This window comes from Priestia flexa NBRC 15715 (genome assembly GCF_001591565.1).
Taxonomy (GTDB): domain Bacteria; phylum Bacillota; class Bacilli; order Bacillales; family Bacillaceae_H; genus Priestia; species Priestia flexa.
On the sequence record NZ_BCVD01000014.1, the window covers coordinates 19,209 to 45,090 of the forward strand.

25 protein-coding genes and 2 other annotated features are annotated in these 25,882 nt (G+C 37.6%); of the genes, 23 read left to right on the forward strand and 2 right to left on the reverse strand.

The window, feature by feature from the left end; all coding sequences use genetic code 11:
* The first annotated feature begins 50 nt into the window (after nt 1–50).
* The 18 genes from BFL01S_RS04100 to BFL01S_RS04185 all read left to right on the forward strand — a co-directional run bounded on the left by BFL01S_RS04100 (nt 51) and on the right by BFL01S_RS04185 (nt 18,388).
* Complete coding sequence (locus tag BFL01S_RS04100) at nt 51–767, forward strand: response regulator transcription factor (RefSeq protein ID WP_025907245.1); 717 nt, start codon at nt 51–53, stop codon at nt 765–767.
* Entirely contained in the window at nt 760–2,529 is a 1,770-nt protein-coding gene (pnpS, locus tag BFL01S_RS04105) for a two-component system histidine kinase PnpS (RefSeq protein ID WP_061784960.1), read from the forward strand. Before BFL01S_RS04100 ends, pnpS begins: the two co-directional genes overlap by 8 nt.
* A 352-nt stretch (nt 2,530–2,881) precedes the next feature.
* Entirely contained in the window at nt 2,882–5,506 is a 2,625-nt protein-coding gene (gene polA / locus BFL01S_RS04110; protein WP_025907241.1) for a DNA polymerase I, read from the forward strand.
* A 33-nt stretch (nt 5,507–5,539) separates the two neighbouring features.
* On the forward strand, nt 5,540–6,373 hold the full coding sequence (gene mutM, locus BFL01S_RS04115) for a DNA-formamidopyrimidine glycosylase (RefSeq protein WP_061784961.1): 834 nt from the start codon (nt 5,540–5,542) through the stop codon (nt 6,371–6,373).
* Nucleotides 6,374–6,434: 61 nt separating this feature from the next.
* Entirely contained in the window at nt 6,435–7,067 is a 633-nt protein-coding gene (ytaF, locus tag BFL01S_RS04120; RefSeq protein ID WP_025907237.1) for a sporulation membrane protein YtaF, read from the forward strand.
* A gap of 20 nt (nt 7,068–7,087) precedes the next feature.
* Entirely contained in the window at nt 7,088–7,684 is a 597-nt protein-coding gene (gene coaE, locus BFL01S_RS04125; RefSeq protein ID WP_025907234.1) for a dephospho-CoA kinase, read from the forward strand.
* Nucleotides 7,685–7,838: 154 nt separating this feature from the next.
* Complete coding sequence (locus BFL01S_RS04130) at nt 7,839–8,870, forward strand: glyceraldehyde-3-phosphate dehydrogenase (RefSeq protein ID WP_025907232.1); 1,032 nt, start codon at nt 7,839–7,841, stop codon at nt 8,868–8,870.
* Nucleotides 8,871–9,209: 339 nt separating this feature from the next.
* Nucleotides 9,210–9,590 carry an adenosylmethionine decarboxylase gene (gene speD, locus BFL01S_RS04135; RefSeq protein WP_025907230.1) on the forward strand — a complete coding sequence of 127 codons (381 nt, stop codon included), beginning with the start codon at nt 9,210–9,212 and terminating at the stop codon, nt 9,588–9,590.
* Between the two features lie 173 nt (nt 9,591–9,763).
* Nucleotides 9,764–10,147: a hypothetical protein gene (locus BFL01S_RS04140; RefSeq protein ID WP_025907228.1), complete on the forward strand. Its 384-nt coding sequence runs from the start codon at nt 9,764–9,766 to the stop codon at nt 10,145–10,147.
* Between the two features lie 239 nt (nt 10,148–10,386).
* Complete coding sequence (nrdR, locus tag BFL01S_RS04145; protein ID WP_025907227.1) at nt 10,387–10,848, forward strand: transcriptional regulator NrdR; 462 nt, start codon at nt 10,387–10,389, stop codon at nt 10,846–10,848.
* Nucleotides 10,849–10,911: 63 nt separating this feature from the next.
* Nucleotides 10,912–12,339, forward strand: a complete 1,428-nt coding sequence (locus tag BFL01S_RS04150) for a replication initiation and membrane attachment family protein (RefSeq protein WP_061784969.1) — start codon at nt 10,912–10,914, stop codon at nt 12,337–12,339.
* Between the two features lie 24 nt (nt 12,340–12,363).
* On the forward strand, nt 12,364–13,296 hold the full coding sequence (gene dnaI, locus BFL01S_RS04155; RefSeq protein WP_025907224.1) for a primosomal protein DnaI: 933 nt from the start codon (nt 12,364–12,366) through the stop codon (nt 13,294–13,296).
* A gap of 95 nt (nt 13,297–13,391) precedes the next feature.
* Nucleotides 13,392–14,255, forward strand: coding sequence for a sporulation protein YtxC (ytxC, locus tag BFL01S_RS04160; protein ID WP_025907222.1), 864 nt, complete (start codon nt 13,392–13,394; stop codon nt 14,253–14,255).
* Nucleotides 14,256–14,642: 387 nt separating this feature from the next.
* Nucleotides 14,643–16,580 (forward strand): threonine--tRNA ligase, encoded by a 1,938-nt coding sequence (gene thrS / locus BFL01S_RS04165; protein ID WP_061784962.1) that lies wholly within the window; start codon nt 14,643–14,645, stop codon nt 16,578–16,580.
* Between the two features lie 172 nt (nt 16,581–16,752).
* Nucleotides 16,753–16,878: a sequence feature (ribosomal protein L20 leader region), on the forward strand.
* A 66-nt stretch (nt 16,879–16,944) separates the two neighbouring features.
* Nucleotides 16,945–17,448, forward strand: a complete 504-nt coding sequence (gene infC / locus BFL01S_RS04170) for a translation initiation factor IF-3 (protein ID WP_025907220.1) — start codon at nt 16,945–16,947, stop codon at nt 17,446–17,448.
* Between the two features lie 21 nt (nt 17,449–17,469).
* The gene (rpmI, locus tag BFL01S_RS04175; RefSeq protein ID WP_013059426.1) at nt 17,470–17,670 is read left to right on the forward strand and encodes a 50S ribosomal protein L35; all 201 of its coding nucleotides are present in this window, start codon (nt 17,470–17,472) and stop codon (nt 17,668–17,670) included.
* Between the two features lie 38 nt (nt 17,671–17,708).
* On the forward strand, nt 17,709–18,068 hold the full coding sequence (rplT, locus tag BFL01S_RS04180) for a 50S ribosomal protein L20 (RefSeq protein ID WP_061784963.1): 360 nt from the start codon (nt 17,709–17,711) through the stop codon (nt 18,066–18,068).
* 65 nt (nt 18,069–18,133) lie between these two features.
* The gene (locus BFL01S_RS04185) at nt 18,134–18,388 is read left to right on the forward strand and encodes a DUF1294 domain-containing protein (RefSeq protein ID WP_025907207.1); all 255 of its coding nucleotides are present in this window, start codon (nt 18,134–18,136) and stop codon (nt 18,386–18,388) included.
* Between the two features lie 427 nt (nt 18,389–18,815).
* On the opposite strand, the gene BFL01S_RS21495 is transcribed toward BFL01S_RS04185, so the two are convergent.
* Complete coding sequence (locus BFL01S_RS21495; RefSeq protein WP_501193722.1) at nt 18,816–19,265, reverse strand: hypothetical protein; 450 nt, start codon at nt 19,263–19,265, stop codon at nt 18,816–18,818.
* A 50-nt stretch (nt 19,266–19,315) separates the two neighbouring features.
* Between BFL01S_RS21495 and BFL01S_RS04200 the strand changes: the two genes are divergently transcribed.
* Nucleotides 19,316–19,804, forward strand: coding sequence for a dUTP diphosphatase (locus tag BFL01S_RS04200; RefSeq protein WP_061784965.1), 489 nt, complete (start codon nt 19,316–19,318; stop codon nt 19,802–19,804).
* A gap of 71 nt (nt 19,805–19,875) precedes the next feature.
* Entirely contained in the window at nt 19,876–20,961 is a 1,086-nt protein-coding gene (locus BFL01S_RS04205) for a M42 family metallopeptidase (RefSeq protein ID WP_061784966.1), read from the forward strand.
* Nucleotides 20,962–20,999: 38 nt separating this feature from the next.
* Here BFL01S_RS04205 and sspI read toward each other — a convergent pair whose 3' ends face one another.
* Nucleotides 21,000–21,206 (reverse strand): small acid-soluble spore protein SspI, encoded by a 207-nt coding sequence (gene sspI / locus BFL01S_RS04210; protein ID WP_061784967.1) that lies wholly within the window; start codon nt 21,204–21,206, stop codon nt 21,000–21,002.
* A gap of 104 nt (nt 21,207–21,310) precedes the next feature.
* Between sspI and BFL01S_RS04215 the strand changes: the two genes are divergently transcribed.
* The 3 genes from BFL01S_RS04215 (at nt 21,311) to pheT (ending at nt 25,858) form a co-directional block, all read left to right on the forward strand.
* Nucleotides 21,311–22,069 carry a TrmH family RNA methyltransferase gene (locus tag BFL01S_RS04215; RefSeq protein WP_025907196.1) on the forward strand — a complete coding sequence of 253 codons (759 nt, stop codon included), beginning with the start codon at nt 21,311–21,313 and terminating at the stop codon, nt 22,067–22,069.
* 48 nt (nt 22,070–22,117) lie between these two features.
* Nucleotides 22,118–22,346, forward strand: a binding site (T-box leader).
* Nucleotides 22,347–22,398: 52 nt separating this feature from the next.
* A complete protein-coding gene (gene pheS / locus BFL01S_RS04220; protein WP_025907194.1) occupies nt 22,399–23,433 on the forward strand; it encodes a phenylalanine--tRNA ligase subunit alpha in 1,035 nt (344 codons plus the stop codon).
* Between the two features lie 13 nt (nt 23,434–23,446).
* Nucleotides 23,447–25,858, forward strand: coding sequence for a phenylalanine--tRNA ligase subunit beta (pheT, locus tag BFL01S_RS04225; protein WP_061784968.1), 2,412 nt, complete (start codon nt 23,447–23,449; stop codon nt 25,856–25,858).
* The last annotated feature ends 24 nt before the right edge of the window (nt 25,859–25,882 follow it).

The following is a 25,882-nucleotide window of genomic DNA, read 5'->3' on the forward strand; positions in this document are numbered from 1 at the left end:
TTGGGTGAAGTGGCGTTTAAAATGAATTGATGGAGGCTTATGTTACGAACATGAATAAGAGATTATTAGTAGTAGACGATGAACAGTCAATCTCAACATTATTACAGTATAACCTGCAGCAAGCTGGTTTTGAGGTCAGCACGGCAATGGATGGAGAAGAAGGGTACAATAAAGCACTGGAAGAAAACCCAGATTTAATCGTGTTAGACTTAATGCTTCCCAAAATGGATGGAATTGAAGTGTGCAAAAAGCTTAGACAGCAGAAAGTTATGACGCCTATATTAATGTTAACGGCTAAGGATGATGAGTTTGATAAAGTGTTAGGTTTAGAACTTGGAGCAGATGACTATATGACAAAACCGTTTAGTCCACGAGAAGTTGTTGCTCGGGTAAAGGCCATACTTCGTCGTTCTCAAATTAGTAATCAAGCCAATCAGGAAGAAGAGGATGGAGAAAGAATCTTTATTGGAGATTTAAAAATTCTTCCCGAGCATTACGAAGCTTATTTTCAGCAAGAGCAGCTAGAATTAACGCCAAAAGAGTTTGAACTATTATTATATTTATCAAAACATAAAGGGCGAGTGCTGACGCGTGATCAGTTATTAAGTGCCGTTTGGAATTATGACTTTGCGGGTGATACAAGGATTGTAGATGTCCATATTAGTCATTTGCGTGAAAAGATTGAAAGCAATACAAGAAAACCAATTTATATTAAAACCATTCGTGGTTTAGGATATAAATTAGAGGAACCAAAGGTAGATGAATAAGTTCCGCTCGCGCTTACTTTTTGCACTGCTAACGTTAATTATTGTGGTACTGGTTTGTTTAGGCTTATTATTAGCTCAGCTTTTCAAAAATTTCTATTTTCAAACCTTTCAAGAACGGATGGAAAAAGAAGCTGAGCTTGTCGAACTTTTTATTGGGAAAGAAGGCCTGACAAATCCAACTCTTCAAGAAAATGTAGATTCGATTAGTGAGTCATTAAGTGTTCGAGCAACTATTATTAACAATGACGGTACAATTCTTGTAGATTCAAATGCAAGTAGTCACAATGGCTCCTTGGAAAACACTCGTATACTCCAAGAGGTAATAAAGAAGCAAAGCGTGAATCAGGAAGCATTCAGCCGCATCGAAGAAAATCATGACCTCTACTATTATGGTGTGCCACTTGTCATTGACGGTCAGAAAGAAGGGTTTGTTGTTTTAAGTACTTCTTTTGCGTCATTAAATCAAGTCAATCAACAAATATGGGGGCTGTTAATTGGAAGTCTTGGCGTTGCGTTAATCGTCATTTTATTACTAGGAATAAAGATTATGAATCGCTATACCAGACCAATTGAATCGGCTACTCAGGTAGCCATGGAGCTAGCAAAAGGCAATTATAAAGCTCGTACTTATGAAGATTATATGGATGAAACAGGAATGCTAAGTCAATCCATTAATGCATTAGCCCGTAATTTACAAGAGTTAATTCGTAGCCAAGAGATGCAACAAGATCGCCTGCGGACGCTCATTGAAAATATGGGTAGCGGGATGATTTTAATTGATAGTCGCGGCTATATTAACCTAGTAAATCGAGCTTATAAAGAACAATTTCAAATAAAGATGAATGATTTCTTATATCACCTATACTATGAAGTGTTTGAACATAAAGAAGTCGTTTCCCTAGTAGAAGAGATTTTTATGACAGAAGTGAAGGTTCGCAAACATGTTGTACTCTCTCGAAATATCGAACGTCGACATTATGATGTATACGGAGCGCCAATTATCGGATTAAATGATGAATGGAAGGGGATTGTTCTGGTTTTTCATGACATAACAGAACTTAAGAAACTAGAGCAGGTTCGCCGAGACTTTGTTGCTAACGTATCTCATGAGTTAAAGACACCCATCACATCAATTAAAGGCTTTAGTGAAACGCTTTTAGATGGTGCTATGGAGGAACCAGAGCTAAGAAAGCAGTTTCTATCGATTATCATGAATGAAAGTCAACGGATGGAAACGTTAATACAAGATTTGTTAGATTTATCAAAAGTGGAACAGCAAGGTTTTCAGCTAAACGTTCAAGCCATTAATATTAATACGCTTCTTTATGAAATCGTTATGGTTCTTTCTAATCGAGCAAAAGAGCGAGGAATTGATCTTCAAATTGAAACACTTGAAGAAGAATGTTTAATTGAAGCAGATATCCAGAGGTTAACCCAAATCTTTATGAACTTAATTAGCAACGCATTGAATTATACGATGCCAAGCGGTAAAGTTCATATTCGAATTGAAGAAAAATTAGACAAAGTCCTTGTTCATATCACCGATACAGGGATTGGCATCGCACAAGAAGAAATTCCTCGAATTTTTGAACGCTTTTATCGCGTAGATAAAGCAAGAAGTAGAAATTCCGGTGGTACAGGTCTTGGACTAGCAATTGTCAAACATCTTGTAGAAGCACATAAAGGGCATATTGACGTACAGAGTAAAGTGAATGAAGGGACAACTTTTTCTGTCACGTTAAATAAATACTTAGAAAACTAAGCAAATGTTTACGTTCCTTTTACAAAGCATTTAAGGAAGCTTAATATAAGCTTGTTATACTTTTCTATGGAACCCCCTTCATCCAAGGAGCCAATTTTGGAAGACGAGAGGAGTCTTCATACTCCTTTCGTCCATTTTTTTTATAACATAAGACAAAGGTATTATTCTATAAAGGATAATGCCTTTTTTGTTTATATCATTTATAATTAGGGCGCATTCTTAGTTCGAATTATGCATGAAACTAGTTTCTGGTAAAAAACTAACTGTAATTAGATAGATTAGTTTTTGTTGTTGAGAGGAAACTTTTGATAAAATAGAATAAACGTTCTTTTTTTGAAATGGAGGATTATTCATGTCCAAGAAATTAGTATTAATAGACGGCAATAGTATCGCATATCGTGCATTTTTTGCTCTGCCTTTACTGAATAACGATAAAGGTATACATACAAACGCAATTTACGGATTTACAACGATGTTAATGCGCATTTTAGAAGAAGAGAAACCAACACATCTTCTTGTAGCATTTGATGCTGGTAAAACAACTTTTCGCCATAAAACATTTACAGAGTATAAAGGTGGAAGGCAAAAAACGCCTCCTGAGCTATCAGAGCAATTTCCATTTATTCGAGACCTGCTAGATGCCTATGGAATAAAGCGCTATGAGCTAGAGAATTACGAAGCCGATGACATTATTGGTACATTAGCAAAGCAAGCTGAAAAAGAGAACTTTGAGGTGAAAGTAATTTCAGGTGACAAAGATTTACTTCAGCTTGTTTCAGAACACATAACAGTAGGTATCACGCGAAAAGGTATTACAGATGTTGATGCCTATACGCCAGCTTTAATCGATGAGAAGTATGGCATTAAAGCTATGCAAATTATTGATATGAAGGGACTTATGGGTGACTCTTCTGATAATATTCCAGGTGTTCCTGGAGTTGGAGAAAAGACGGCTCTGAAATTATTAAAAGAGTTTGGAACAGTTGAAAACGTCTTAGAATCAATCGATCAAGTGAGTGGTAAAAAATTAAAAGAAAAGCTATCAGATAACAAAGAGCAGGCACTCATGAGTAAAGAGCTTGCTACAATCGACACAAACGCACCTATTGAAGTGAGCTTGGAAGCTGTTGCGTATCAAGGTGAAAACAGTGAAAAGCTTGTAGCACTATTTAAAGAACTTGGCTTTAATTCTCTTTTAGATAAATTTGGTGGCGATTCAGAGGAAAGTAGCTCTTTTGAAGAGCTTGAATACAAGATAGTGAACAGTGTAGACAACGAGATATTAACAAACGATGCTGCGCTTGTTGTGGAAGGATATGAAGAAAACTATCACCATGATCAGCTGCTAGGTTTTGGTATTAGCAATGAAAATGGCCATTTTTTCATTGGAAAATCAGTAGCTTTAGGGTCCTCTGAATTTGTGAATTGGTTACAGGATCAATCAATGAAAAAGACTGTATTTGATGGAAAAAGAATGGTTGTTTCAATGCGATGGGAAGGCTATGAGATTAAAGGAATTGAACAGGACATTATGATTGCTTCTTACATCTTAAATCCTGCTGAAGCCAACGATGATCTAGCTACAATTGCTAAGCTAAAAGGATATACGCAAGTGAGCTCTGATGAAGTGGTATACGGAAAAGGGGCAAAAAAATCAGTACCTGAAGTAGGAGAATTAGCAGAACATGTTGCTAGAAAAGCAGCAGCTCTTCAATTTTTAAAAGAAAAGCTGCTAGCCGAGCTAAAAGAAAATGAGCAGTATGACTTATATGAACAGCTCGAAATGCCCCTGTCATTTGTATTAGCTGATATGGAATATCAAGGAGTGAAAATTGACCATAACCGCTTAGATGAATTAGGGAAAACCATTCATGAACGTCTGAAGGAATTAGAAGCTACTATTTATAGTTATGCTGGAGAAGAATTTAACATTAATTCAACGAAGCAGTTAGGCGTTATTTTGTTTGAAAAGCTTGAGCTCCCTGTTATCAAAAAGACAAAAACAGGCTATTCTACTTCCGCAGACGTGTTGGAGCAGTTAGCTGATAAGCATGACATTATCCAAGAAATTTTAGAATACCGTCAGCTTGGCAAGCTCCAGTCCACATATGTGGAAGGGCTAAAGAAAGTCATCCATTCCGATCAGAAAGTTCATACGCGTTTTAATCAAACTCTAACGCAAACAGGGCGCTTAAGCTCAGTTGATCCGAACCTGCAAAATATTCCAATACGCTTAGAAGAAGGGAAAAAAATACGTTCAGCTTTTGTCCCGTCAAAGAAAGGTTGGGTAATCTTTGCTGCTGACTATTCTCAAATCGAGCTACGCGTTTTAGCGCATATTGCAGCTGATGAAAAACTAATTGAGGCATTTACAGAAGATCTCGATATCCATACAAAAACGGCTATGGACGTGTTCCATGTAGCAAAAGAGGACGTGACGTCTAATATGAGGCGTCAAGCAAAAGCGGTTAACTTTGGAATTGTGTATGGTATTAGTGACTATGGGTTATCACAGAACCTCGGGATTACGCGAAAAGAAGCGGCAAAGTTCATTGAGCGCTACCTGGAAAGCTTTCCTGGTGTTCAAGAATATATGGCGGATATTGTACGTCAAGCAAAAGAAGCGGGATACGTAACAACTTTATTGCATCGTCGTCGCTATCTGCCAGAGATTACAAGTCGCAACTTTAATCTGAGAAGCTTTGCTGAGAGAACGGCTATGAACACACCTATTCAAGGAACAGCTGCTGATATTATCAAAAAAGCAATGATTGAAATGGCAAAGCGATTAAAAGAAGAGAAGTTAGAAACAAAGCTTCTTCTTCAAGTACATGATGAGCTTATCTTTGAAGCGCCAAAACATGAAATTGAAATTCTTGAGCGTATTGTTCCAGAGGTGATGGAAAGTGCACTAAAATTAGATGTACCTTTAAAAGTAGATTACTCGTATGGTGCTACTTGGTTTGACGCTAAGTAAACAACAATGAATTAGCAAAGAGAGGTGGATAAGGTGCCCGAATTACCAGAAGTTGAAACGGTTCGCCGCACGCTCATTCATTTAGTAAAAGGAAAAACAATTGATGAAGTAAAAGTAACATGGCCAAATATCATTAAGCGACCGGTTGAAGTTGAACAGTTTTGTGATGCACTAAAGGGACAGACGATTCAAGATGTACACCGTCGAGGGAAATTTCTAAAAATCATTTTAGATAACTACGTATTAGTTTCTCACCTCCGAATGGAAGGTAAGTATGCTCTTGCTGAGAAGGATGAACCAATTGATAAGCATACACATGTTATTTTTCTGTTTAAGGATGGTACGCAGTTAAGGTATAAAGATGTACGAAAATTTGGGACCATGCATTTATTTCAACCAGGAGAAGAAGAGCTCTCACCACCTCTAAGTACACTGGGTTCGGAGCCTTTTGAAGAACTGTTTACAGCGGAAGTTCTAAAAAACCGAATCGGTCGAACGAGTCGAAAAATTAAGGCGGTTTTATTAGACCAACAAGTGGTCGTTGGGCTTGGGAATATCTATGTGGATGAAGCGCTTTTCCGAGCTCGTATACATCCTGAGCGTGTAGCAAGCCAGCTCACCGATGAGGAGTTGGACCGTTTGCATAAAGAAATCGTAGCAACTCTACAGGAAGCGGTTGAAAAAGGTGGAAGTACCATTCGATCCTACGTAAATACTCAAGGAGAGATGGGGATGTTTCAGCTTCAGCTTTATGTTTATGGTAAAAAAGACGAACCTTGTGTTGTATGTGGCACTCCGATTAAGAAATATGTAGTAGCGGGAAGAGGTACGCATATTTGTCCAAGTTGCCAGAAGCTTGAAGAATAATAACAATGGATGGGCTCCTTTCATATACTTTAGATAGATGAAATGGAAGGAGCTCTTTAAGATGATTTCACTTTCTTTAATACTAGTAGCTTTTGCAGTAAGCCTAGATAGCTTCAGCGTAGGATTAACATACGGATTGCGAAAACTTAAAATTCCGTTTAAATCAATTTTAATTATTGCTTGTTGTTCCGCGTTTACATTAACGCTTGCGATGTTTGTTGGCAAAATGATTACGCATTTATTTTCTCCGGCTGCGCTTGACACCATTGGTGGCATTATTTTTGTATTGTTGGGCATGTGGATTTTGTATCAATTTTTTCGTCCTGAAGAAGAGGAAACAGCAAAGCTGGAAGAAAAAATCATTTTTAAAGTAGAAATAAAATCCATTGGCTTGGTCATTAATATTTTGAAAAAGCCGACGACAGCAGATTTAGATAAATCAGGCTCTATTACGGGAGTTGAAGCATTAATTTTAGGTATCGCGTTATCATTGGATGCATTTGGAGCTGGAATAGCAGCAGCTTTATTAGGTTATTCGCCAGTCATATTGGCCATCGCAGTAGCGGCAATGAGCTTTATTTTCCTTACATTAGGAATTCAAATTGGAAAATGGTTTTCTAAACTAGCTTGGATGAGGATGTTTTCATTTGTACCAGGTGTTGTATTGATTTTAATGGGAATATTGAGATTATAAGAAGTAAAAGGGAGAACATTATGACGATTGTTGTTGGTTTAACGGGTGGAATCGCTAGTGGAAAAAGTACGGTCTCAGCGATATTCCGTGAAATGAATATACCGGTAATCGATGCTGATCAGATTGCAAAAGAAGTCGTTCAGAACGGTAGAGTCGCTTATAGTAAGATTGTTGAGGCATTTGGAAAAGAGATTTTACAAGAAGATCTAGAAATTAATCGTGCTGCTCTTGGTCAGATTATCTTTCATAACGAACAGGAGCGTCAAAAGCTCAATTCAATTGTACACCCGGAAGTTCGAAGTGAAATGTTAAAGCAAAAAGAACAATTGATTGCTGAGCAATATCAGCTAGTTGTGTTGGATATTCCACTTTTGTTTGAAAGCAAATTAACGTATCTAGTAGACCAAGTTATTGTTGTCCATGTAAATGAACTTGTGCAGCTTGAGAGACTACAAAAAAGAAATAACCTCTCTAAAGAAGATGCATTAGCGAGAATTAAGTCTCAACTGCCTTTAACTGAAAAGGCAAAGATGGCAGATTTTATTATTGATAACAATGGAAGTATAGATGAAACAAAAGAGCAAGTTATAAAACTTGTATCAAAATTAACAAATTGAGTTGGAGAGAAGTCATTCTTTCCAGCTTTTTTTAATATATGTAGAATAAGACAACAAAATAATGTGCAATAATTCTTCATTTTAAAATTATTTATGTTATACTATTTTGTATAAAAAGTTAATTAGTATAACATATTTGTTAGGGGGAATAACCATGAAAGCACGAATTGCAATTAATGGTTTTGGGAGAATTGGAAGAATGGTTTTTCGAACAGCGATTGAAGAGGAAAAGTTAGATATTGTTGCAATTAATGCAAGCTATCCTGCAGAAACTTTAGCGCATTTAATCAAATATGACTCCATTCATGGTCCATTTGCTGGAGAAGTTATCTGTGAAACAGATGCGTTGATTGTAAATGGTAAAAGAATTCAGCTACTTGACTCGCGAGATCCACTCTTATTACCATGGAAACAATTACAAATTGATTTAGTAATTGAAGCAACTGGAAAATTTAATTCTAGAGAAAAAGCGCAGTTACATATTGAGGCTGGTGCTCAAAAAGTTGTCTTAACGGCACCTGGTAAAGATGAAGATGTCACAATTGTAATGGGAGTAAATGAAAAGGTGCTGGATGTGCATAAGCATCACATTATCTCAAATGCATCTTGTACGACAAACTGCCTAGCGCCTGTTGTCAAGGTATTAGACGAGGCTTTTACTATTGAGAACGGTTTAATGACAACGGTTCACGCATATACGAACGACCAAAAAAATATTGATAACCCACATAAAGATTTACGACGCGCGCGCGCATGCGGTCAGTCCATTATTCCTACAACAACTGGGGCTGCCAAAGCATTATCACTTGTGCTTCCTCATCTCAGTGGGAAATTACATGGTATGGCGCTGCGAGTTCCAACGCCAAATGTATCGCTTGTAGACCTCGTTGTTGATGTTAGGAAAGCGGTAACAAAAGAAGCGGTGAATAAAGCGTTTATTCAATCCGCAGAAGGTCCACTACAAGGAATACTTGCATTTACAACAGAACCGTTAGTATCAATTGATTTCAATACAAACCCCAATTCAGCAATCATTGACGGCTTATCAACCATGGTCATGGATGAACATAAAATTAAAGTATTAGCGTGGTACGATAACGAATGGGGATACTCACAAAGAGTAGTCGATTTAGTAAAATATATTACAGCAGAGATGATTCAAAATTCAAAGCTAAAGGTTGGATAAATAAGCGAGGCAATCATGCCTCGCTTATTCTATTTGAATTCATTGTTTGTTCTAACTGAGATAGGGAACTAATAAATGAGAGGTCTTAAAAAGTGGTGGGGCAGAGAATAAATCGAGTTTAGCTACGGATTGCAAATTTAAATAAAATCACGTGTTGCAAAATGAGTCTAAACAAAGTATACTATGTTTCGTGAACTTCTTGTGTACCTTTCGGTTATGTATCTACTTAAAGGGTTAGGACCTCTCTGGACTAACTTTCCCCCGTGGTAGTTAACATGCTATATGGCGAAAGAATTTCATATTTAACGATTAAAAATTGTTAAAGGGGGAAATATCATTATGGAAACAATGGGTCGTCACGTTATCTCAGAATTATGGGGTTGTGATTTCGATAAGTTGAATGATATGGATTATATTGAAAAAACGTTTGTAGATGCAGCACTAAAAACTGGAGCGGAAGTTCGTGAGGTTGCGTTTCATAAATTTGCACCTCAGGGCGTAAGTGGGGTTGTTATTATTTCAGAATCACATTTAACTATCCACAGCTTTCCAGAGCATGGGTATGCAAGCATCGATGTATACACATGTGGAGACTTAGATCCAACAATTGCTGCTGACTATATTGCAGATGAACTAAATGCTCAAACACGTGAGACAATTGAAGTACCGCGTGGAATGGGTCCTGTACAAGTAAAGCAAACGAAAGCAAATGTACTTTAATAGTATAAAACAAAGCTAAGAACAATTAGGGACTGCTCTATAAATTGGACTCGCCATTTATAGACAGTCCTTTTTAGATACAAAAATACCGTTTATCCATTATAATAAAGAAAGTAGCTAGGGTATCTTTAGTAGCTATAGCGATTATTTTGATAAAAAGGAGTCTACACAACATGGGGATTATTCAAAAAGTAAAGTCAGTTTTTTCGAATCATTCTGAAACTAGGGACCACCACGAAAATCCAAAGTTACAAACACATTACTACAAATCAACAGCCTCTCAAACATTTACTCAGGTGCAAAATTTATTGAAGAATATGAATGGAGTAGAAATTTTAGCCGCTTATGAAGAGCGTGGAGAGATTAGCTTAAACGTGTCAAAGGGGAGAAAGGCGTTTGTTGTTATTACGATTATTTCATTACGACCTTTTGAAACCGCTATCGATTTTTCGGTTACAACGGAATCAAAAGTAATGCCATTCGATTTTGGTTATAGTAAAGAATTAATCATCTTTTTTTATAAATATTTTGACCAACATCTGATTGCTATTAAGTAAGGGAAATAAAGTGTATTAAACAAATAAAGCTGTGTAGCGCCTTTATCTATTGGAAAACAAATGTTTTAGGAAATAAAATTTCAGAATTCATTCTCCTTCACTTGTATTCAAGCTTTGTTTTCTATAATATGAAAAGAAAGTGAATTTTTATTTTGAATTTCTAACGTACATAAGTGGTTAGTTCGTACAAGCTGCTTAGTTTATACAAATATAAAAGGTTATTTATTGGAGTTGAGAAGATGAAATGTCCTTCCTGTCAGTATAATGGAACGAGAGTGTTAGACTCACGGCCTGTTGAAGAAGGTCGTTCAATTCGCAGACGGCGTGAATGCGAAAGTTGTCACTATCGTTATACAACATTTGAAAAAGTAGAAGAGCCACCTTTAATTGTAGTGAAAAAAGATGGGGCGCGTGAAGAGTTTAGCAAAGAGAAAATTTTACGCGGTTTAATAAAGGCATGTGAGAAAAGGCAAGTTAGCTTAAAACAATTAGAAGATACTGTACATGATATTGAATCTGAATTGCGCAGTCAAGGTGCATCAGAAGTGCAGTCAGACGTTGTTGGGGAAATGGTAATGGAAAGACTAGCTGCTATCGATGAAGTATCGTATGTACGCTTTGCTTCTGTTTATCGTCAATTTAAAGACATTAATGTATTTATTGATGAACTAAAGGAGTTAATTAAGAAGGAAAAATTATAAAAGAGCTATTAAAGAGATTTTTTAGCTCTTTTTTGCTATTTTAGAATTGGGTAGGTAATGATGATGAATGAGCAACATTGGAAAGAAATCATTCCAGTTGACCGTTATGTTGTGAGAACGAGCGGCGTTATTCAAGAATATGATCGAAAAGTGTTAACAACTCTATATCAACCGTTAATTGGAACCGTGTGCTATGGCTTATATATGACGTTATGGAGTGAACTAGAACAAGGACGCTTATGGGGAACAGAAGCAACGCATCATCACCTAATGGCCGTTATGCAAATGAACTTGAAATCCATTTATCAGGAGCGATTAAAGCTTGAAGGTATTGGCTTATTAAAAACCTATATGAAAGAAGAGGACGGGGGAAGAGTTTATATTTATGAGTTAATTCCACCATTAACACCACAGCAGTTTTTTGATGATGGTGTTTTAAACGTCTACTTATACAATCGATTAGGTAAAAATGTATTTCAAAAAATTAGACGATATTTTATGGATCCAGCTGTGGACCACAGTGAGTTTAAAGACGTTACTCGTTCATTTAATGATGTGTATAAGTCAGTACAAACGACAGAGCTCACGTCAAGTTTACAACGAGAGAACCAAGATGTCTTCAAACCAAGTGGAGATCTGGACTATGTGGATAATTCACAAAGAGCTAGTATAACAATTAAGGATGCTGGCTTTGACTTTGATTTATTTTTGACAGGGTTAACTGAGTCTATGATTTCGAAAAAAGCAATTACAGCCAAGGTGAGGTTAGCAATTGAAAAGCTAGCATTTTTATATCAAATTGATGCTCTGCAAATGAAGAATGTGGTCTTGGACGCGTTGAACGAAAATGATCAAGTAGATATTGAGCTGCTTCGAAAAGCTGCTAGAAACCATTATCAGTTTGAAAATGGAGAAGCGCTACCTAACTTAAGTGAACAAATTCAGCCGCCGTTATTGCGAACTATGGAACATAGAGAGCCAACTTCTCAAGAAGAGAAGTTAATTAAGCAGTTAGAAGTGACGTCTCCAAGACAGCTACTGACGGACTTGTCCGGTGGAGCAACGCCTTCTAAAGCAGATTTACAAATGGTTGAAGACGTTATGTTTCATCAAAACCTTTCTCCAGGTGTTGCTAATGTACTCATTTATTATGTCATGCTAAGAACGGATATGAAGTTATCAAAAGCATATGTGGATAAAATTGCAGGACACTGGGCTCGTAAAAAGGTAAAAACAGTGGAAGAAGCGATGGTCATTGCGAAAAATGAGCATAAAGAATACCAAAACTGGGCTGAATCTAAGCAAACGGCGACGAAGAAACAAAGAACGGTTCGTAAAGAGATGGTGCCAGATTGGTTGAAAGAAGAGTCTGAAGAGAAAAAGAAACCTCAAAGTCAAAAAGAAGATTTAGACTTTGAAGAAGAAAAGCGGAAACTTGAAGAAGAGTTAAAACAGCTTGATTTAGATTTAAAGAAAAATCGTGAAGATTAATGAATGGAAAGGAGAGGTGATGGGGTGAAGTCAATCAATGATTCGCTAAACAAACTAGCAAATAATCAAGGTTTCAAGGAACGATTTGAAACGTTAAAATCAGAAGTGCTTTCTGATCGTAATGTTCAAGATTTCTTAAGGAAGAATCGAGATCAATTGGATGAAGGTATTGTAGAACGAGGTCTCATTAAGATGCATGAATTTAAAGGACAAAGCAAAGAGTGTCAAGACTGTCCATCCCTGCAAAGCTGCGTTAATATGATTAAAGGTTATCAGCCAAAGCTTGTAATTGATGGTAAAAATATTGATGTGACCTATGAGCGCTGCCCTCGAAAAGTAACTGAAGATGAACGCAAAGAGCAAGAATCATTTATCCAGTGTCTTTATGTACCGAAAGATATTTTAGGTGCTTCCATGTCAGATATTGAAATTGAGCAAGGAAGGCTTGAAGCAATCAAGTTAGTACGAGATTTTGTCAGGGAGTATGAACCTAATAAGAAGATGAAAGCTCTTTATCTACATGGATCGTTCGGTGTTGGAAAAACATACTTTTTAGGTGCCATTGCTAATGCTTTAGCTGAAAAGAAAGTAAAATCAACGATTGTATATGTTCCTGAATTCTTACGTGAGCTTAAAGGATCTTTTCAAGATAAAACCTTTAACGAGAAGATTGAATACGTAAAAAAAGTGCCCGTCCTAATGTTAGATGATTTGGGAGCAGAATCCGTAACAAGCTGGATGCGCGACGATGTATTGGGTACCATTCTTCAATTTCGAATGTTAGAAAATTTACCTACTTTCTTTACGTCAAACCTAAATTTTCAGCAGATGAAGCACCATTTAACGTATACGCAAAAAGGCGAGGAAGAAGAGCTGAAAGCTGCCCGCATTATGGAACGAATCAAGACGTTAGCCACTCCTGTAAAGGTAGAAGGTGAAAATAAACGTAATAAATGAGCAGTTCTTTTACATTTCATGTAAGGACTTGCTCATTTTTTTTCATGTTGCCCCATATATATAAATAAAGCGTGTCCAAAAGGGGGCTAACATTAGTGAGAATTTTCTTTAAGTATGAGAAAGAAGCAATTGGTATTTACAGGTCGCTATGCGCGAAACGAAGCGCTTTATCATATGCTCCGCAATGCTTTAAACTTGTGAACAGTCAGCTTCTAGTAATTGACGTGACATATAATCGAGACGAAATTGTACACGATATGCTAATCCCAGTATTGACAGACTTTATATTAGAGCAGAAAGAAGAGACGATTTTAAGTGAGATTTTGAAACAGAAATTTTTCTATACGGATGAACAAGAGCTACAGCTTATGATAGACATGGTCTATCATATTGTAGAAGGTGAGAAAGTTGACGTACCTAAACGTGATTTTCCGATGCCTAAAGATTTATTAATTAGAGAAGCGCTTCAAGATTTTCTGGTTAACAACGTTACGTTTACATTTGAGTCTTTTCTCCAGTTTCGATTAAAGAACTATCGCTCTCGCTTACAGTACTATTTAGAAATCGCTATTGATGAATATAAACTAGAATATGAATATCAAATGTTTGTTGAACAGCTGCGACAAGTTATTTTAACGGAGGAAGCAAGTTGCGAAGCTGTACATGTTGTGCATTCACAAGAGAACGAATTTCAACTCTATGATGAAAACTTTGGATTGCTAACAGTGAATCAGCGTCAACATCTGGCTGAAGAATTTATGAAAAAGAATGAGTCGTTATACATAGACCCATCCGTTATAGCGCCTCTCATTACACTATCTCCGCAGCATATTTATATTTATAGTGATCGTGAGAATACACATGATTTCATTTATACTATTCAAAATCTTTTTCAAGAACGAGTGGTCATATGCACAAAACAAGAAGCGGCATTTTTAAAAAAAGAGAATCTGACTTGAGAGGTTGATTTCTATTTTAAAAATGAATATAATAGGCTCATATTGTAAAAATTTTAATCAGCGATAAGTAATGATGAGGACATGAGTTTATATTTACGGTTTATTAGAGAGAGAATCCGTGGCTGAAAGATTCTTAACACGATTTATATCCTTACCACCTCTAAACTTCAGTAGTAAACAAGTATTTTACTTTAGTAATTACTGACGGAATTTCCGTTATCAAACCTCGAGCTGTCTTTCATTGTGCCTTGTTAAGCAAAAAGACAGAAACAAGGGTGGTACCACGTGTATACACAACTCGTCCCTTATTAAGGGATGAGTTTTTTTATTTGCGTAAATAACCAGTTTATGCAAGATTATATTGAGATAAATAAGGAGTTGAATCACATGTCAGAAGTTATTTCAATGACATTTCCAGATGGAGCAGTAAAAGAGTATCCTAAAGGTACAACGACAGAACAAATTGCATCATCAATTAGCCCAGGGCTAAAGAAAAAATCAATTGCGGGTAAAGTAAACGGTGAGCTTTTAGATTTGCGTACACCAATCCATGCAGACGGTCAGCTTGAAATCATCACACAAGATTCAGGTGAAGCACTTGAGATTATGCGTCACAGCACGGCGCACTTAATGGCTCAAGCAATTAAGCGTGTTTTTAAAGATCAAAAGGTCCAGCTTGGTGTAGGACCAGTTATTGAGAATGGATTTTATTATGACATTGATATGGAGCATTCCATTACACCTGACGATCTAATTGAAATTGAAAAAGAAATGAAGAAGATTGTAAACGCCAATATTGATATTGAGCGTCGCGAAGTGTCTCGTGAAGAAGCAATTGAGCTTTATAAAGAAGTTGGAGATGAATTAAAGTTAGAGCTTATCGATGCTATTCCAGCAGGTGAGACTGTAACGGTTTATCACCAAGGAGAATTCTTTGATCTTTGCCGAGGTGTCCACGTTCCATCAACAGGAAAAATTAAAGAGTTTAAACTGTTAAATATTGCAGGTGCTTACTGGCGTGGAGATAGCAACAATCAAATGTTGCAGCGCATTTATGGCACGGCATTCTTCAAAAAAGCAGATTTAGATGAGCACTTACGTTTATTAGAAGAAGCGAAAGAGCGTGATCACCGTAAAATTGGTAAAGAGCTTAACTTATTCACAAACTCACAAAAAGTTGGACAAGGTCTTCCATTATGGTTACCAAAAGGTGCAACAATTCGTCGCGTTATTGAGCGCTACATTGTGGATAAAGAGGTTGCGCTAGGTTATCAACATGTGTATACACCAGTCCTAGGTAGCGTAGAGCTATATAAAACATCAGGTCACTGGGATCACTATCAAGACGGTATGTTCCCAGCAATGGAAATGGATAATGAAGATTTAGTTCTTCGTCCAATGAACTGTCCACACCATATGATGGTATATAAAAATGATATCCACAGCTATCGTGAATTACCAATTCGTATTGCAGAGCTAGGTACGATGCACCGCTATGAAATGTCAGGTGCACTTGCAGGTCTTCAGCGTGTTCGCGGTATGACGCTAAATGATGCACATATCTTTGTTCGTCCAGACCAAATTAAAGACGAATTAATTCGTGTGGTTCGCTTAGTAGAAGCTGTATACAAAGACTTTGGCTTTGAAAATTACTCGTTCCGCTTATCGTATCGTGATCCAGAAGATACAGAGAAATACTTTGATGATGATGCAATGTGGGAAAAAGCACAAACCATGTTAAAAGACGCGATGGATGAGCTTGGCTTAGACTATTACGAAGCAGAGGGTGAAGCAGCATTCTACGGTCCGAAGCTAGACGTTCAAGTTAAAACGGCTCTTGGAAAAGAAGAAACTCTTTCAACAGTGCAGCTGGACTTCTTATTGCCAGAGCGTTTTGATCTAACATATATCGGTGAAGATGGAAAACAGCATCGTCCGGTTGTTATTCACCGAGGTGTCGTATCAACAATGGAGCGCTTTGTTGCTTTCTTAATTGAAGAATACAAAGGGGCATTCCCAACATGGTTAGCACCTGTTCAAGTTCAAGTGATTCCAGTATCGCCAACTGTTCACCTAGACTATGCAAAAGAAGTTCAAGAGAAACTTCAGTTAGCTGGTGTACGTGTGGAACTAGATTCACGTGAAGAGAAAATTGGCTATAAAATTCGTGAAGCTCAAATGCAAAAAATTCCTTACATGCTAGTAGTGGGAGATAAAGAAGTAGAAGAAAAAGCGGTTAATGTTCGTAAATACGGTGAGCAAAATTCAGAAACTGTTGATTTTGAACAGTTCTTAGCAGGATTAAAAGTAGAAATTACTCGCTAATGAAAAAGCGGAGAGGGCAACTTCTCTGCTTTCCTTTTTAAAAAAAGTAAAAAAAATGTTGCATAAATGTTTTTCCTTTGGTAAAATGATTTTTGTTGTTAAATAAAGAACGAAATCATTGACTTTTGTCTTTGTTGATACTATAATAGCTTAAGTAATTGAATACTTGTTTGTGCAGAAGAAGAAGCACCCGCTTCTCACCTGATTGACGCGTATAGAGCAGTTAGCAGGTTGACATCGTATTTACTTTTAACGATAGTAGTGTGGGTGCATTGTGTACTCACGCTTTTTTGTGTGTATACCAATATCTACACAAGCGTATTCATTCATTAAACCTTGGAGGTGGCTACTTATTAGCAAGGACATGATGGTAAACGAGGGCATTCGAGCTCGCGAAGTTCGTCTAATTGATCAAAACGGTGAGCAATTAGGAATTAAATCAAAAAATGAAGCACTTGATATTGCTGCACGAGCAAATCTTGACTTAGTAATGGTTGCTGCAAACGCGAAACCACCTGTATGTCGTATTATGGACTACGGTAAGTTCCGCTACGAGCAACAGCGTAAAGAAAGAGAAGCTCGTAAAAACCAAAAGGTTGTTAACTTAAAGGAAGTTCGTTTAAGCCCAACAATCGATGAGCATGATTTTAACACAAAACTTCGTAACGCACGTAAGTTCCTTGAAAAAGGTGATAAAGTAAAAGCGTCAATTCGTTTTAAGGGTCGTGCTATTACTCATAAAGGAATTGGACAAAAAGTACTTGATCGTTTTTCAGAGGCTTGCGCTGATGTTAGTTCAGTTGAATCAGCTCCAAAAATGGAAGGACGCAGCATGTTCCTAGTGCTTGCACCTAAAAACGAAAAGTAATAGAACGAGGAGGAACACCCCATGCCAAAAATGAAAACACATCGTGGCGCTGCAAAGCGTTTCAAAAAAACTGGAAGCGGTAAGTTAAAGCGTGCTCGTGCTTACACTAGTCACTTATTCGCTAACAAATCTACTAAACAAAAACGTAAATTACGTAAAGGTTCTTTAGTAAGCAAAGGTGACTTCAAACGTATTCGTCACTTATTAGATAACATTAAGTAATTTGGGTTGAGATAGAAACATAACAGGAGGTAACAATTATGCCACGCGTAAAAGGCGGTACAGTAACACGCAAACGTCGTAAAAAAGTTTTAAAATTAGCCAAAGGTTTCTTCGGTTCAAAGCATAGATTATACAAAGTTGCTAATCAGCAAGTAATGAAATCATACATGTATGCTTATCGTGACCGTCGTCAGAAAAAACGTGATTTCCGTAAATTATGGATTACACGTATCAATGCAGCAGCTCGTATGAATGGTCTTTCTTACAGCCGTTTAATGCACGGATTAAAATTAGCAGGTATTGAAGTTAACCGTAAAATGCTTGCTGACTTAGCTGTAGCTGACGAAAAAGCATTTGCTGAATTAGCAGCAGCTGCTAAAAAAGGCTTAGAGAAGTAATTTCTGCTAAAAAGTCTTGTTACCACTAGGTAGCAAGGCTTTTTTGTTTATTGGAGGGATTATCTTTGTTTTTAATGATATACGCGATACTTATCAACCTTATAGGCTTATATGTAATGAATGCAGACAAAAAAAGAGCTCAGCGAAATGAATGGAGAATCAAAGAGCAAACACTTTGGACGATTGCCATTATCGGAGGAGCTCTAGGTGCAACCATTGGCATGAATCTTTATCGTCACAAAACAAAGCACGCAAGCTTTCGTTTCGGTCTGCCTGCTTTGGTGGTTGTTCATTTGGCATTATTGCTAATCTATATGTAGATGAATAATTTGAAAAATGAAATGGGAGAAGCCATGAACAAACATCTTGCTTTTTATTTTTAAGGCTATTGTTTTAGATAGATGTAGTAGTAGGCTCCTTATCTATGAGTTAGAAGAAAACGTTTCAAACGTAGAGGTTAATGGAGCTGAATATGCAAAGTGGAGAGCGTTTTTAAAATTCCTTCAAGAGAGTAATCTCATCAAAAGGCTTCCCTATCCAAAAGCCCCGTGATTGAAATGAAAGATGTGATACTCCAGCAGGACTAGCGAGTCAAGTGAGACCTCACAGTATACAAGGAGGGTCGGCCGCTCGCCCTGAGGAAAGGGAACAATCTGGAATGGAAATCACACTAAGCAGAGAGGCCTTCTTCAACAAGAAGTAAGCACACTGTTTATCAAAAGCTTTCTCAATAAAAAAGCCCAAAAGCTATTGCTTTTGTGGCTCGTTCTTTAAAAACTCTCGTACGGGACTTTTCCAGCTAATAATGGCTTTTGGGTATAAAGTTGATACCTTAGCAGACACCAATCTGATATCCTCATGAGTTAAATCATTGAGCTGGTCAGGATTTTTTAATAACATAGTAATAGAAAAAATTTGTTCATTTATATATTTTTCGCCTTCAAACAAAACACCTTTATACGTTAACTCCAAATTTTTACGAACATTTTCTGCTTCATCCACCACGTAAAATTCATTTTGCTCTTTGGCTTGCATTAATTTTCTTTTTGGATTTCGAACATATCGTATAATAAAAAGGACGAAATAGACTAATAAAGCAATTACTAATAGTCGCATTAAGAGCACAATCAAAGCGATATCGCCTCCTTGCCGAGGGTTGTTTCCTAACAGTACGTATAAAGGGCAAAAAGGTTTCATTTATTTTTAATTTTATATTAATATTTATTTTATTTTAGGAGAGATTAGATATGAACTTACAGTCTTTATTTAACATGCAGCGCCAGCTAGATCAACATATTGAAACAAATCATAAGCTTCAAAACGAAGACTTGGTTTCCCGCAAACTTCTTGCTTTATTAGTAGAATTAGGCGAGCTGGCTAATGAAACGCGTTGTTTCAAATTTTGGAGCCTAAAACCGTCGGCAGATAAAAAGGTTATTTTAGAAGAGTTCGTAGACGGTGTTCACTTCTTATTATCTTTAGGAATTGAATGGGGATTTGATTCAATTGAAGAACTTCCGGTTAAAGCGGACAAAGAAACTGCAACAGAACAATTTTTACATGTGTTCTCTTTGCTCACACAATTAAAAGGAAGCGTAGATCAAGAACAGTACATAGAATCATTCTCTTCATACATGGGTCTTGGAGAAATTCTTGGCTTCGCAGCTGAGGAAGTGAAAACGGCTTATATTATGAAAAATGAAGTGAACTTTAAGCGTCAAGACGAAGGGTATTAAGAAGAAAACATTTCCTCTGAAAATACTTTCTTATATAATAAAAGATATACATATGAAAGGGGTATGGATAAATGAAAAAGTTAGATGAAACATTACAAATGTTAAAAGACTTAACTGATGCAAAAGGTATTCCTGGAAACGAACGCGAACCAAGAGAAGTGATGAAAAAATATATTGAATCTTATGCTGATAGCATTTCAACAGACGGACTTGGAAGCCTTATTGCCAAAAAAGTTGGTGATGAAAAAGGCCCTAAAATTATGGTTGCAGGTCATTTAGATGAAGTTGGCTTTATGGTCACTCAAATTGATGATAAAGGCTTCATTCGTTTTCAAACTGTAGGTGGCTGGTGGTCGCAAGTTATGCTAGCGCAACGTGTTACAATTGTAACGCGCAAAGGCGATATTACAGGAGTTATCGGCTCTAAACCTCCTCATATTTTACCTGCTGAAGTACGTAAGAAGACGGTTGAGATTAAGGATATGTTTATTGATATCGGTGCATCTAGTCGTGAAGAAGCAATGGAATGGGGCGTAAAGCCTGGCGATCAAATTGTTCCGTACTTTGAATTTACCGTTATGAATAACGAAAAAATGCTTTTAGCTAAAGCATGGGATAACCGTATCGGCTGTGCTATTGCTATTGATGTGCTCAAGAATTTAAAGGGTCAAGAGCATCCAAACGTTGTATACGGCGTTGGAACAGTGCAAGAAGAAGTTGGTTTACGCGGTGCAAAAACGTCAGCCAATCTTATTCAACCTGATATTGCATTTGGCGTAGATGTAGGTATTGCTGGTGATACGCCAGGAGTGTCTGAAAAAGAAGCAGCATCAAAAATGGGTGACGGTCCACAAATCATTTTATATGATGCATCAATGGTTTCTCACAAGGGTCTACGTGACTTTGTAACAGATGTAGCAGATGAAATGAACATCCCATATCAGTTTGATGCGTTATCAGGCGGTGGTACTGATTCAGGAGCTATTCATATTTCAGCTAACGGCGTACCTGCACTATCTATTACAATTGCAACTCGCTATATTCATTCACATGCCGCAATGTTACATCGCGATGATTATGAAAATGCGGTGAAGTTAATTACAGAAGTTATTAAAAAACTTGATCGTGAAACGGTTAATAAAATTACGTTTGAATAAAACAAAAGGTGCACTCAATTTGAGTGCACCTTTTGTACTTACTTTAAGCTATTTTCAAGTGTTGTTAAAATTTCTTCTTTTTCACTTTTAGGCGAGTTTTCCCATAGTACTTCGAAAAGTACACCTAGACCTGGAAGCATTTTTTCTTCACCGCTTTTGATAGCATCCATAATCGTTGCTTCAAGCTCTTCTTGAGAATTACCTGAAACATTTGATATAATAGCATTTCGTAAATTAAGATCCATCGTGATCACCTCAACTATAGATAGTAAAATCAAAAATAGTTTGTGTATGTCACATTCAATTTATGTATCGTAACTGAAATTGATAAATAGAGGAGTTATGTTTGGTGAAGCGAATTGATTCCGTGAAGAACCCACAGGTTAAACTATGGAAAAAATTACATACAAAAAAAGAGCGCGATAATCAAGGTTTATTTTTGGTGGAAGGCTTTCATCTTGTCGAAGAAGCTTTAAACCAAAGAGAAATGATTAAGTATCTCATTCTTGCTGATAATGTTGATATTCCATCGCATTGGAATGTTGATACGGTTGAGATGATTGTGGTGACGCCTGCTGTTATTAAAGCAATTGCTGATACAGAAACCCCTCAGGGAATTGCAGCCGTTTGTTACCAAAACCAATCATCATCCGTCTTACAGACAGCGCGTCGATTAGTGCTGTTAGATGCCGTCCAAGATCCAGGTAACGTAGGAACCATTATTCGTACAGCAGAAGCTGCTGGAATCGATGCAGTCATTATTGGAGCAGGCTGTGTAGATGTTTATAACAGTAAAGTCATCCGTTCGACTCAAGGTGCAATCTTTAACTTGCCTGTTATTAAGAAAGACTTAATTAGTGCGATTAAAGAACTAAAGGAATGTGGAGTTAGCGTGTATGGTACATCATTACAAAATGCTTCTGTGTACACGGAAGTTGAAAAGCCAGAAGCTTTTGCTCTGATTGTTGGTAACGAAGGGCAAGGTGTAAGCTCAGCGGTGCTGAATGAAACGGACCATAACCTATATATACCGATATTTGGAAAGAGTGAATCGTTAAATGTAGCAATTGCATCAGCAATTTTAATGTACTATTTACGTGGAATGTAGTTGCAACGGCTAGCCGTTTTCACTATAATAATACAATAGCTAAATATGCGAAAAGCAGTGATAGAGAGCAGTAGCTTATGTAGCGTTATTCAGGGAGAAAATGCCGTGACTGAAAGCATTTTTATAAGCGCAATAAGTGAATTCACCTCTTGAGTTGACACTTGGACCATCATTTTTGATGTAAAGGTGTTCCGGATATTCCGTTAACGTTAATGAAGTGAACTGTGCAGATGCATGGTTAACAAGGGTGGTAACGCGATTAAACCTCGTCCCTTTTTGGGAGAGGTTTTTTTATTTGCAATTTTTTAAAACAAAAGGAGGATTATTCAATGAAAGAGCGTTTACAAGAGCTGCAACAAGAAGCGATTGTTAAAATTGATGACTCAAAAGATTTAAAAGCATTGAATGATGTACGTGTAGCTTATTTAGGAAAAAAAGGACCAATTACAGAAGTACTTCGCGGAATGGGGAAATTATCTGCTGAAGAGCGTCCTGTAATGGGAGCACTTGCAAATGAAGTGCGCGAAGCAATCGCTTCAAAGATTGAAGAAAAGCAAGCGGCGCTAGAAGCAGAAGAAATCAACCGTAAACTAGCTTCAGAAACAATCGATGTGACACTTCCTGGTCGACCAGTTAAAGTCGGTACACATCATCCGCTAACAAGCGTAATTGAAGAGGTTGAAGATTTGTTTTTAGGCATGGGCTATGAAGTAGCTGAAGGACCTGAAGTGGAGCAAGATTACTACAACTTCGAAGCGTTAAATTTACCAAAGGGTCACCCAGCACGTGATATGCAGGATACGTTCTATATTACTGAAGAAACGTTATTACGTACTCATACATCAACAGTACAAGCCCGCGTAATGAATGGAAATGAAGGGAAAGGTCCAATCAAAATCATTTGTCCTGGTAAAGTATATCGTCGTGATGATGATGACGCTACGCATTCACATCAATTTATGCAAATTGAAGGTTTAGTTGTAGATGAAAATATTCGTATGAGTGATTTAAAAGGAACGCTTGAGGTATTTGTGAAAAAAATGTTCGGTGCAGAGCGTGAAATTCGTCTACGTCCAAGCTTTTTCCCGTTTACTGAACCATCTGTTGAAGTGGACGTATCATGTGCTAAATGTGGAGGAAAAGGCTGTAATGTTTGTAAGCAAACAGGCTGGATTGAAATTTTAGGCGCTGGTATGGTACATCCAAATGTACTTGAAATGGCCGGCTATGACTCTAAAAAATATCGCGGCTTTGCATTTGGAATAGGCGTAGAGCGTATCGCTATGTTAAAGCACGGCGTTGATGATATTCGTCATTTCTATACAAATGATGCTCGTTTCTTAAATCAATTCAAACAAGTATAAAGGAGGGACTAACATGTTTGTATCATATCGTTGGTTGCAAGAATATGTAGATTTATCAGGAGTAAAAGCTGAAGAACTTGCTGATAAAGTCACAAAAAGTGGAATTGAAGTTGAAGGTGTAGAAAATTTAAATAAAGGCGTAAGCGGTGTTGTCATCGGTCACGTAGTAGAACGTGAACAGCATCCAAACGCAGATAAGTTAAGTCGTTGTCAGGTTGACCTTGGGGATGAAACGGTTCAAATCGTTTGTGGTGCTCCAAACGTAGCACAAGGTCAAAAGGTAGCGGTAGCTAAAGTAGGCGCTGTATTACCAGGCAATTTTAAAATTAAGCGTGCTAAGCTTCGCGGTGAAGAATCAAACGGCATGATTTGTTCTCTTCAAGAGCTTGGAATTGAAAGCAAGCTTGTCGCAAAAGATTACCAAGAAGGAATCTTTGTATTCCCAAGCGATGCTGAAGTTGGAGCAGATGCTTTAGAAGCATTGAATTTGCATGATGAAGTATTAGAACTTGGCTTAACGCCAAATCGTTCAGACTGTTTAAGCATGCTAGGGGTAGCTCATGAAGTAGCAGCAATCTTAAATCGTGAAGTAAAATACCCAGAGGTTGAGTTTCAAGAGACGGAAGAAAAAGCATCGGATTACATTTCAGTTGTAGTAGAAGCAAAAGAAGATAATCCTTTATACGTAGCACGTATGGTGAAAAATGTTAAAATTGCGCCGTCACCGCTATGGATGCAAACGCGCTTGATGGCAGCTGGGATTCGACCACACAATAACGTAGTTGATATTACAAACTACATTTTACTTGAATACGGTCAACCACTTCATGCGTTTGATTATGATCGTCTTGGCTCAAAAGAAGTTGTTGTTCGTCATGCACAAGAAGGCGAAGAAATTGTAACTCTCGATGATCAAAAACGTGTACTAAAAGAGAACCAGCTTGTCATTACAAATGGTAAAGACCCAATCGCTTTAGCCGGTGTAATGGGAGGAGCGAATTCTGAAGTCCAAGATGACACAGTAAATGTGTTAATTGAATCTGCTTACTTCCGCGGGTTATCTGTGCGCCAAACATCGAAAGAGCACGGTCTTCGTAGTGAAGCAAGTGCACGTTTTGAAAAAGGAATCGACCCAAGCCGCACACGTATAGCAGCTGATCGTGCTGCTGAACTAATGGCTGCTTATGCGGGTGGAGAAATTGTTTCAGGAACAGTTGAATTTGATGAAATGACAATTGAACCAGCTGTTGTATCTGTAACGCTTGAGCGCATCAATCATGTTCTTGGTACAGAGCTAGAAATGGCTGAAGTTCAAGAAATCATGAATCGTCTTCAGTTCGAAAGCAAAGTGGAAGGCGATGCCATTATCGTAACCGTTCCAACGCGTCGCGGTGATATTACAATTGAAGAAGATATTGTGGAAGAAGTAGCTCGTATGTATGGGTACGACCACTTACCAACAACTCTTCCTGTGACTGTAGCAACGCCAGGCCGTTTATCTGATTATCAGCTAAAGCGTCGTAAAGTACGCCGTTTCTTAGAAGGCGCTGGGTTAGCTCAAACAACAACATACTCATTAACAAGTGCAGAGAAAGCAACACAGTTTGCATTAAATACTGCATCAACAGTTCGTTTAGCGATGCCAATGAGTGAAGACCGCAGCGTTCTTCGTCAAAGCTTAGTACCACACTTACTTGAAGCTGTTAAACACAATAACGCTCGTCAAACAGACTCAATTGCGCTATATGAAACAGGTTCAGTGTTCTTGGGAACTGAAGAAGGTCAGCTACCAATAGAAGAAGAGCGAGTAGCAGGAGCAATTACAGGCTTATGGCATTCTCACAGCTGGCAAGGTGAAAAGAAAGCAGCTGATTTCTATGTGGCTAAAGGCGTTGTAGAAGGATTATTATCAGCATTAGGTCTTGATAATCACATTGAATATAAGCCTACAAATCAAGAAGGCATGCACCCTGGACGTACAGCGGCAGTTGTATTAAATGGTCAAGAAGCTGGGTATGTTGGTCAGCTTCATCCAGTGACGCAAAAACAATATGGTCTTCGCGAAACGTACGTATTTGAGCTAAACTTAAAAGCAATCTTTGCGGCGAAAGTAGAAGAAGTTCGCTATTCTGCAATTCCTCGCTTCCCATCAATCACAAGAGATATTGCTCTTGTTGTGGATAAAGAAGTATTAGCAGGAGAACTTCAAACAGCGATTTATGAAGCTGGTGGAGAACTATTGAAAGAAGTTGCGGTGTTTGACTTATATGATGGTGAAAGAATGGAAGAAGGCAAAAAGTCTGTCGCTTTCTCTTTACGCTATCTAGATCCAGAGCGCACGCTTACGGATGAAGAAGTATCAGCAGCTCATGCTAATGTATTAAAAGTTGTTGAAGAACAATTTAAAGCAAGCTTACGTTCATAAAAAAACAAGAGGCTGGGACATAAG

What these genes read in the sequence shown, in the direction of transcription:
- BFL01S_RS04100 (WP_025907245.1), top strand. Translation starts at nt 51, where the DNA reads ATGAATAAGAGATTATTAGTAGTAGACGATGAACAGTCAATCTCAACA.
- pnpS (WP_061784960.1), top strand. Translation starts at nt 760, where the DNA reads ATGAATAAGTTCCGCTCGCGCTTACTTTTTGCACTGCTAACGTTAATT.
- polA (WP_025907241.1), top strand. Translation starts at nt 2,882, where the DNA reads ATGTCCAAGAAATTAGTATTAATAGACGGCAATAGTATCGCATATCGT.
- ytaF (WP_025907237.1), top strand. Translation starts at nt 6,435, where the DNA reads ATGATTTCACTTTCTTTAATACTAGTAGCTTTTGCAGTAAGCCTAGAT.
- coaE (WP_025907234.1), top strand. Translation starts at nt 7,088, where the DNA reads ATGACGATTGTTGTTGGTTTAACGGGTGGAATCGCTAGTGGAAAAAGT.
- BFL01S_RS04130 (WP_025907232.1), top strand. Translation starts at nt 7,839, where the DNA reads ATGAAAGCACGAATTGCAATTAATGGTTTTGGGAGAATTGGAAGAATG.
- speD (WP_025907230.1), top strand. Translation starts at nt 9,210, where the DNA reads ATGGAAACAATGGGTCGTCACGTTATCTCAGAATTATGGGGTTGTGAT.
- BFL01S_RS04140 (WP_025907228.1), top strand. Translation starts at nt 9,764, where the DNA reads ATGGGGATTATTCAAAAAGTAAAGTCAGTTTTTTCGAATCATTCTGAA.
- nrdR (WP_025907227.1), top strand. Translation starts at nt 10,387, where the DNA reads ATGAAATGTCCTTCCTGTCAGTATAATGGAACGAGAGTGTTAGACTCA.
- BFL01S_RS04150 (WP_061784969.1), top strand. Translation starts at nt 10,912, where the DNA reads ATGAATGAGCAACATTGGAAAGAAATCATTCCAGTTGACCGTTATGTT.
- thrS (WP_061784962.1), top strand. Translation starts at nt 14,643, where the DNA reads ATGTCAGAAGTTATTTCAATGACATTTCCAGATGGAGCAGTAAAAGAG.
- infC (WP_025907220.1), top strand. Translation starts at nt 16,945, where the DNA reads ATGATGGTAAACGAGGGCATTCGAGCTCGCGAAGTTCGTCTAATTGAT.
- rpmI (WP_013059426.1), top strand. Translation starts at nt 17,470, where the DNA reads ATGCCAAAAATGAAAACACATCGTGGCGCTGCAAAGCGTTTCAAAAAA.
- rplT (WP_061784963.1), top strand. Translation starts at nt 17,709, where the DNA reads ATGCCACGCGTAAAAGGCGGTACAGTAACACGCAAACGTCGTAAAAAA.
- BFL01S_RS21495 (WP_501193722.1), bottom strand. Translation starts at nt 19,265, where the DNA reads ATGAAACCTTTTTGCCCTTTATACGTACTGTTAGGAAACAACCCTCGG.
- BFL01S_RS04200 (WP_061784965.1), top strand. Translation starts at nt 19,316, where the DNA reads ATGAACTTACAGTCTTTATTTAACATGCAGCGCCAGCTAGATCAACAT.
- BFL01S_RS04205 (WP_061784966.1), top strand. Translation starts at nt 19,876, where the DNA reads ATGAAAAAGTTAGATGAAACATTACAAATGTTAAAAGACTTAACTGAT.
- sspI (WP_061784967.1), bottom strand. Translation starts at nt 21,206, where the DNA reads ATGGATCTTAATTTACGAAATGCTATTATATCAAATGTTTCAGGTAAT.
- pheS (WP_025907194.1), top strand. Translation starts at nt 22,399, where the DNA reads ATGAAAGAGCGTTTACAAGAGCTGCAACAAGAAGCGATTGTTAAAATT.
- pheT (WP_061784968.1), top strand. Translation starts at nt 23,447, where the DNA reads ATGTTTGTATCATATCGTTGGTTGCAAGAATATGTAGATTTATCAGGA.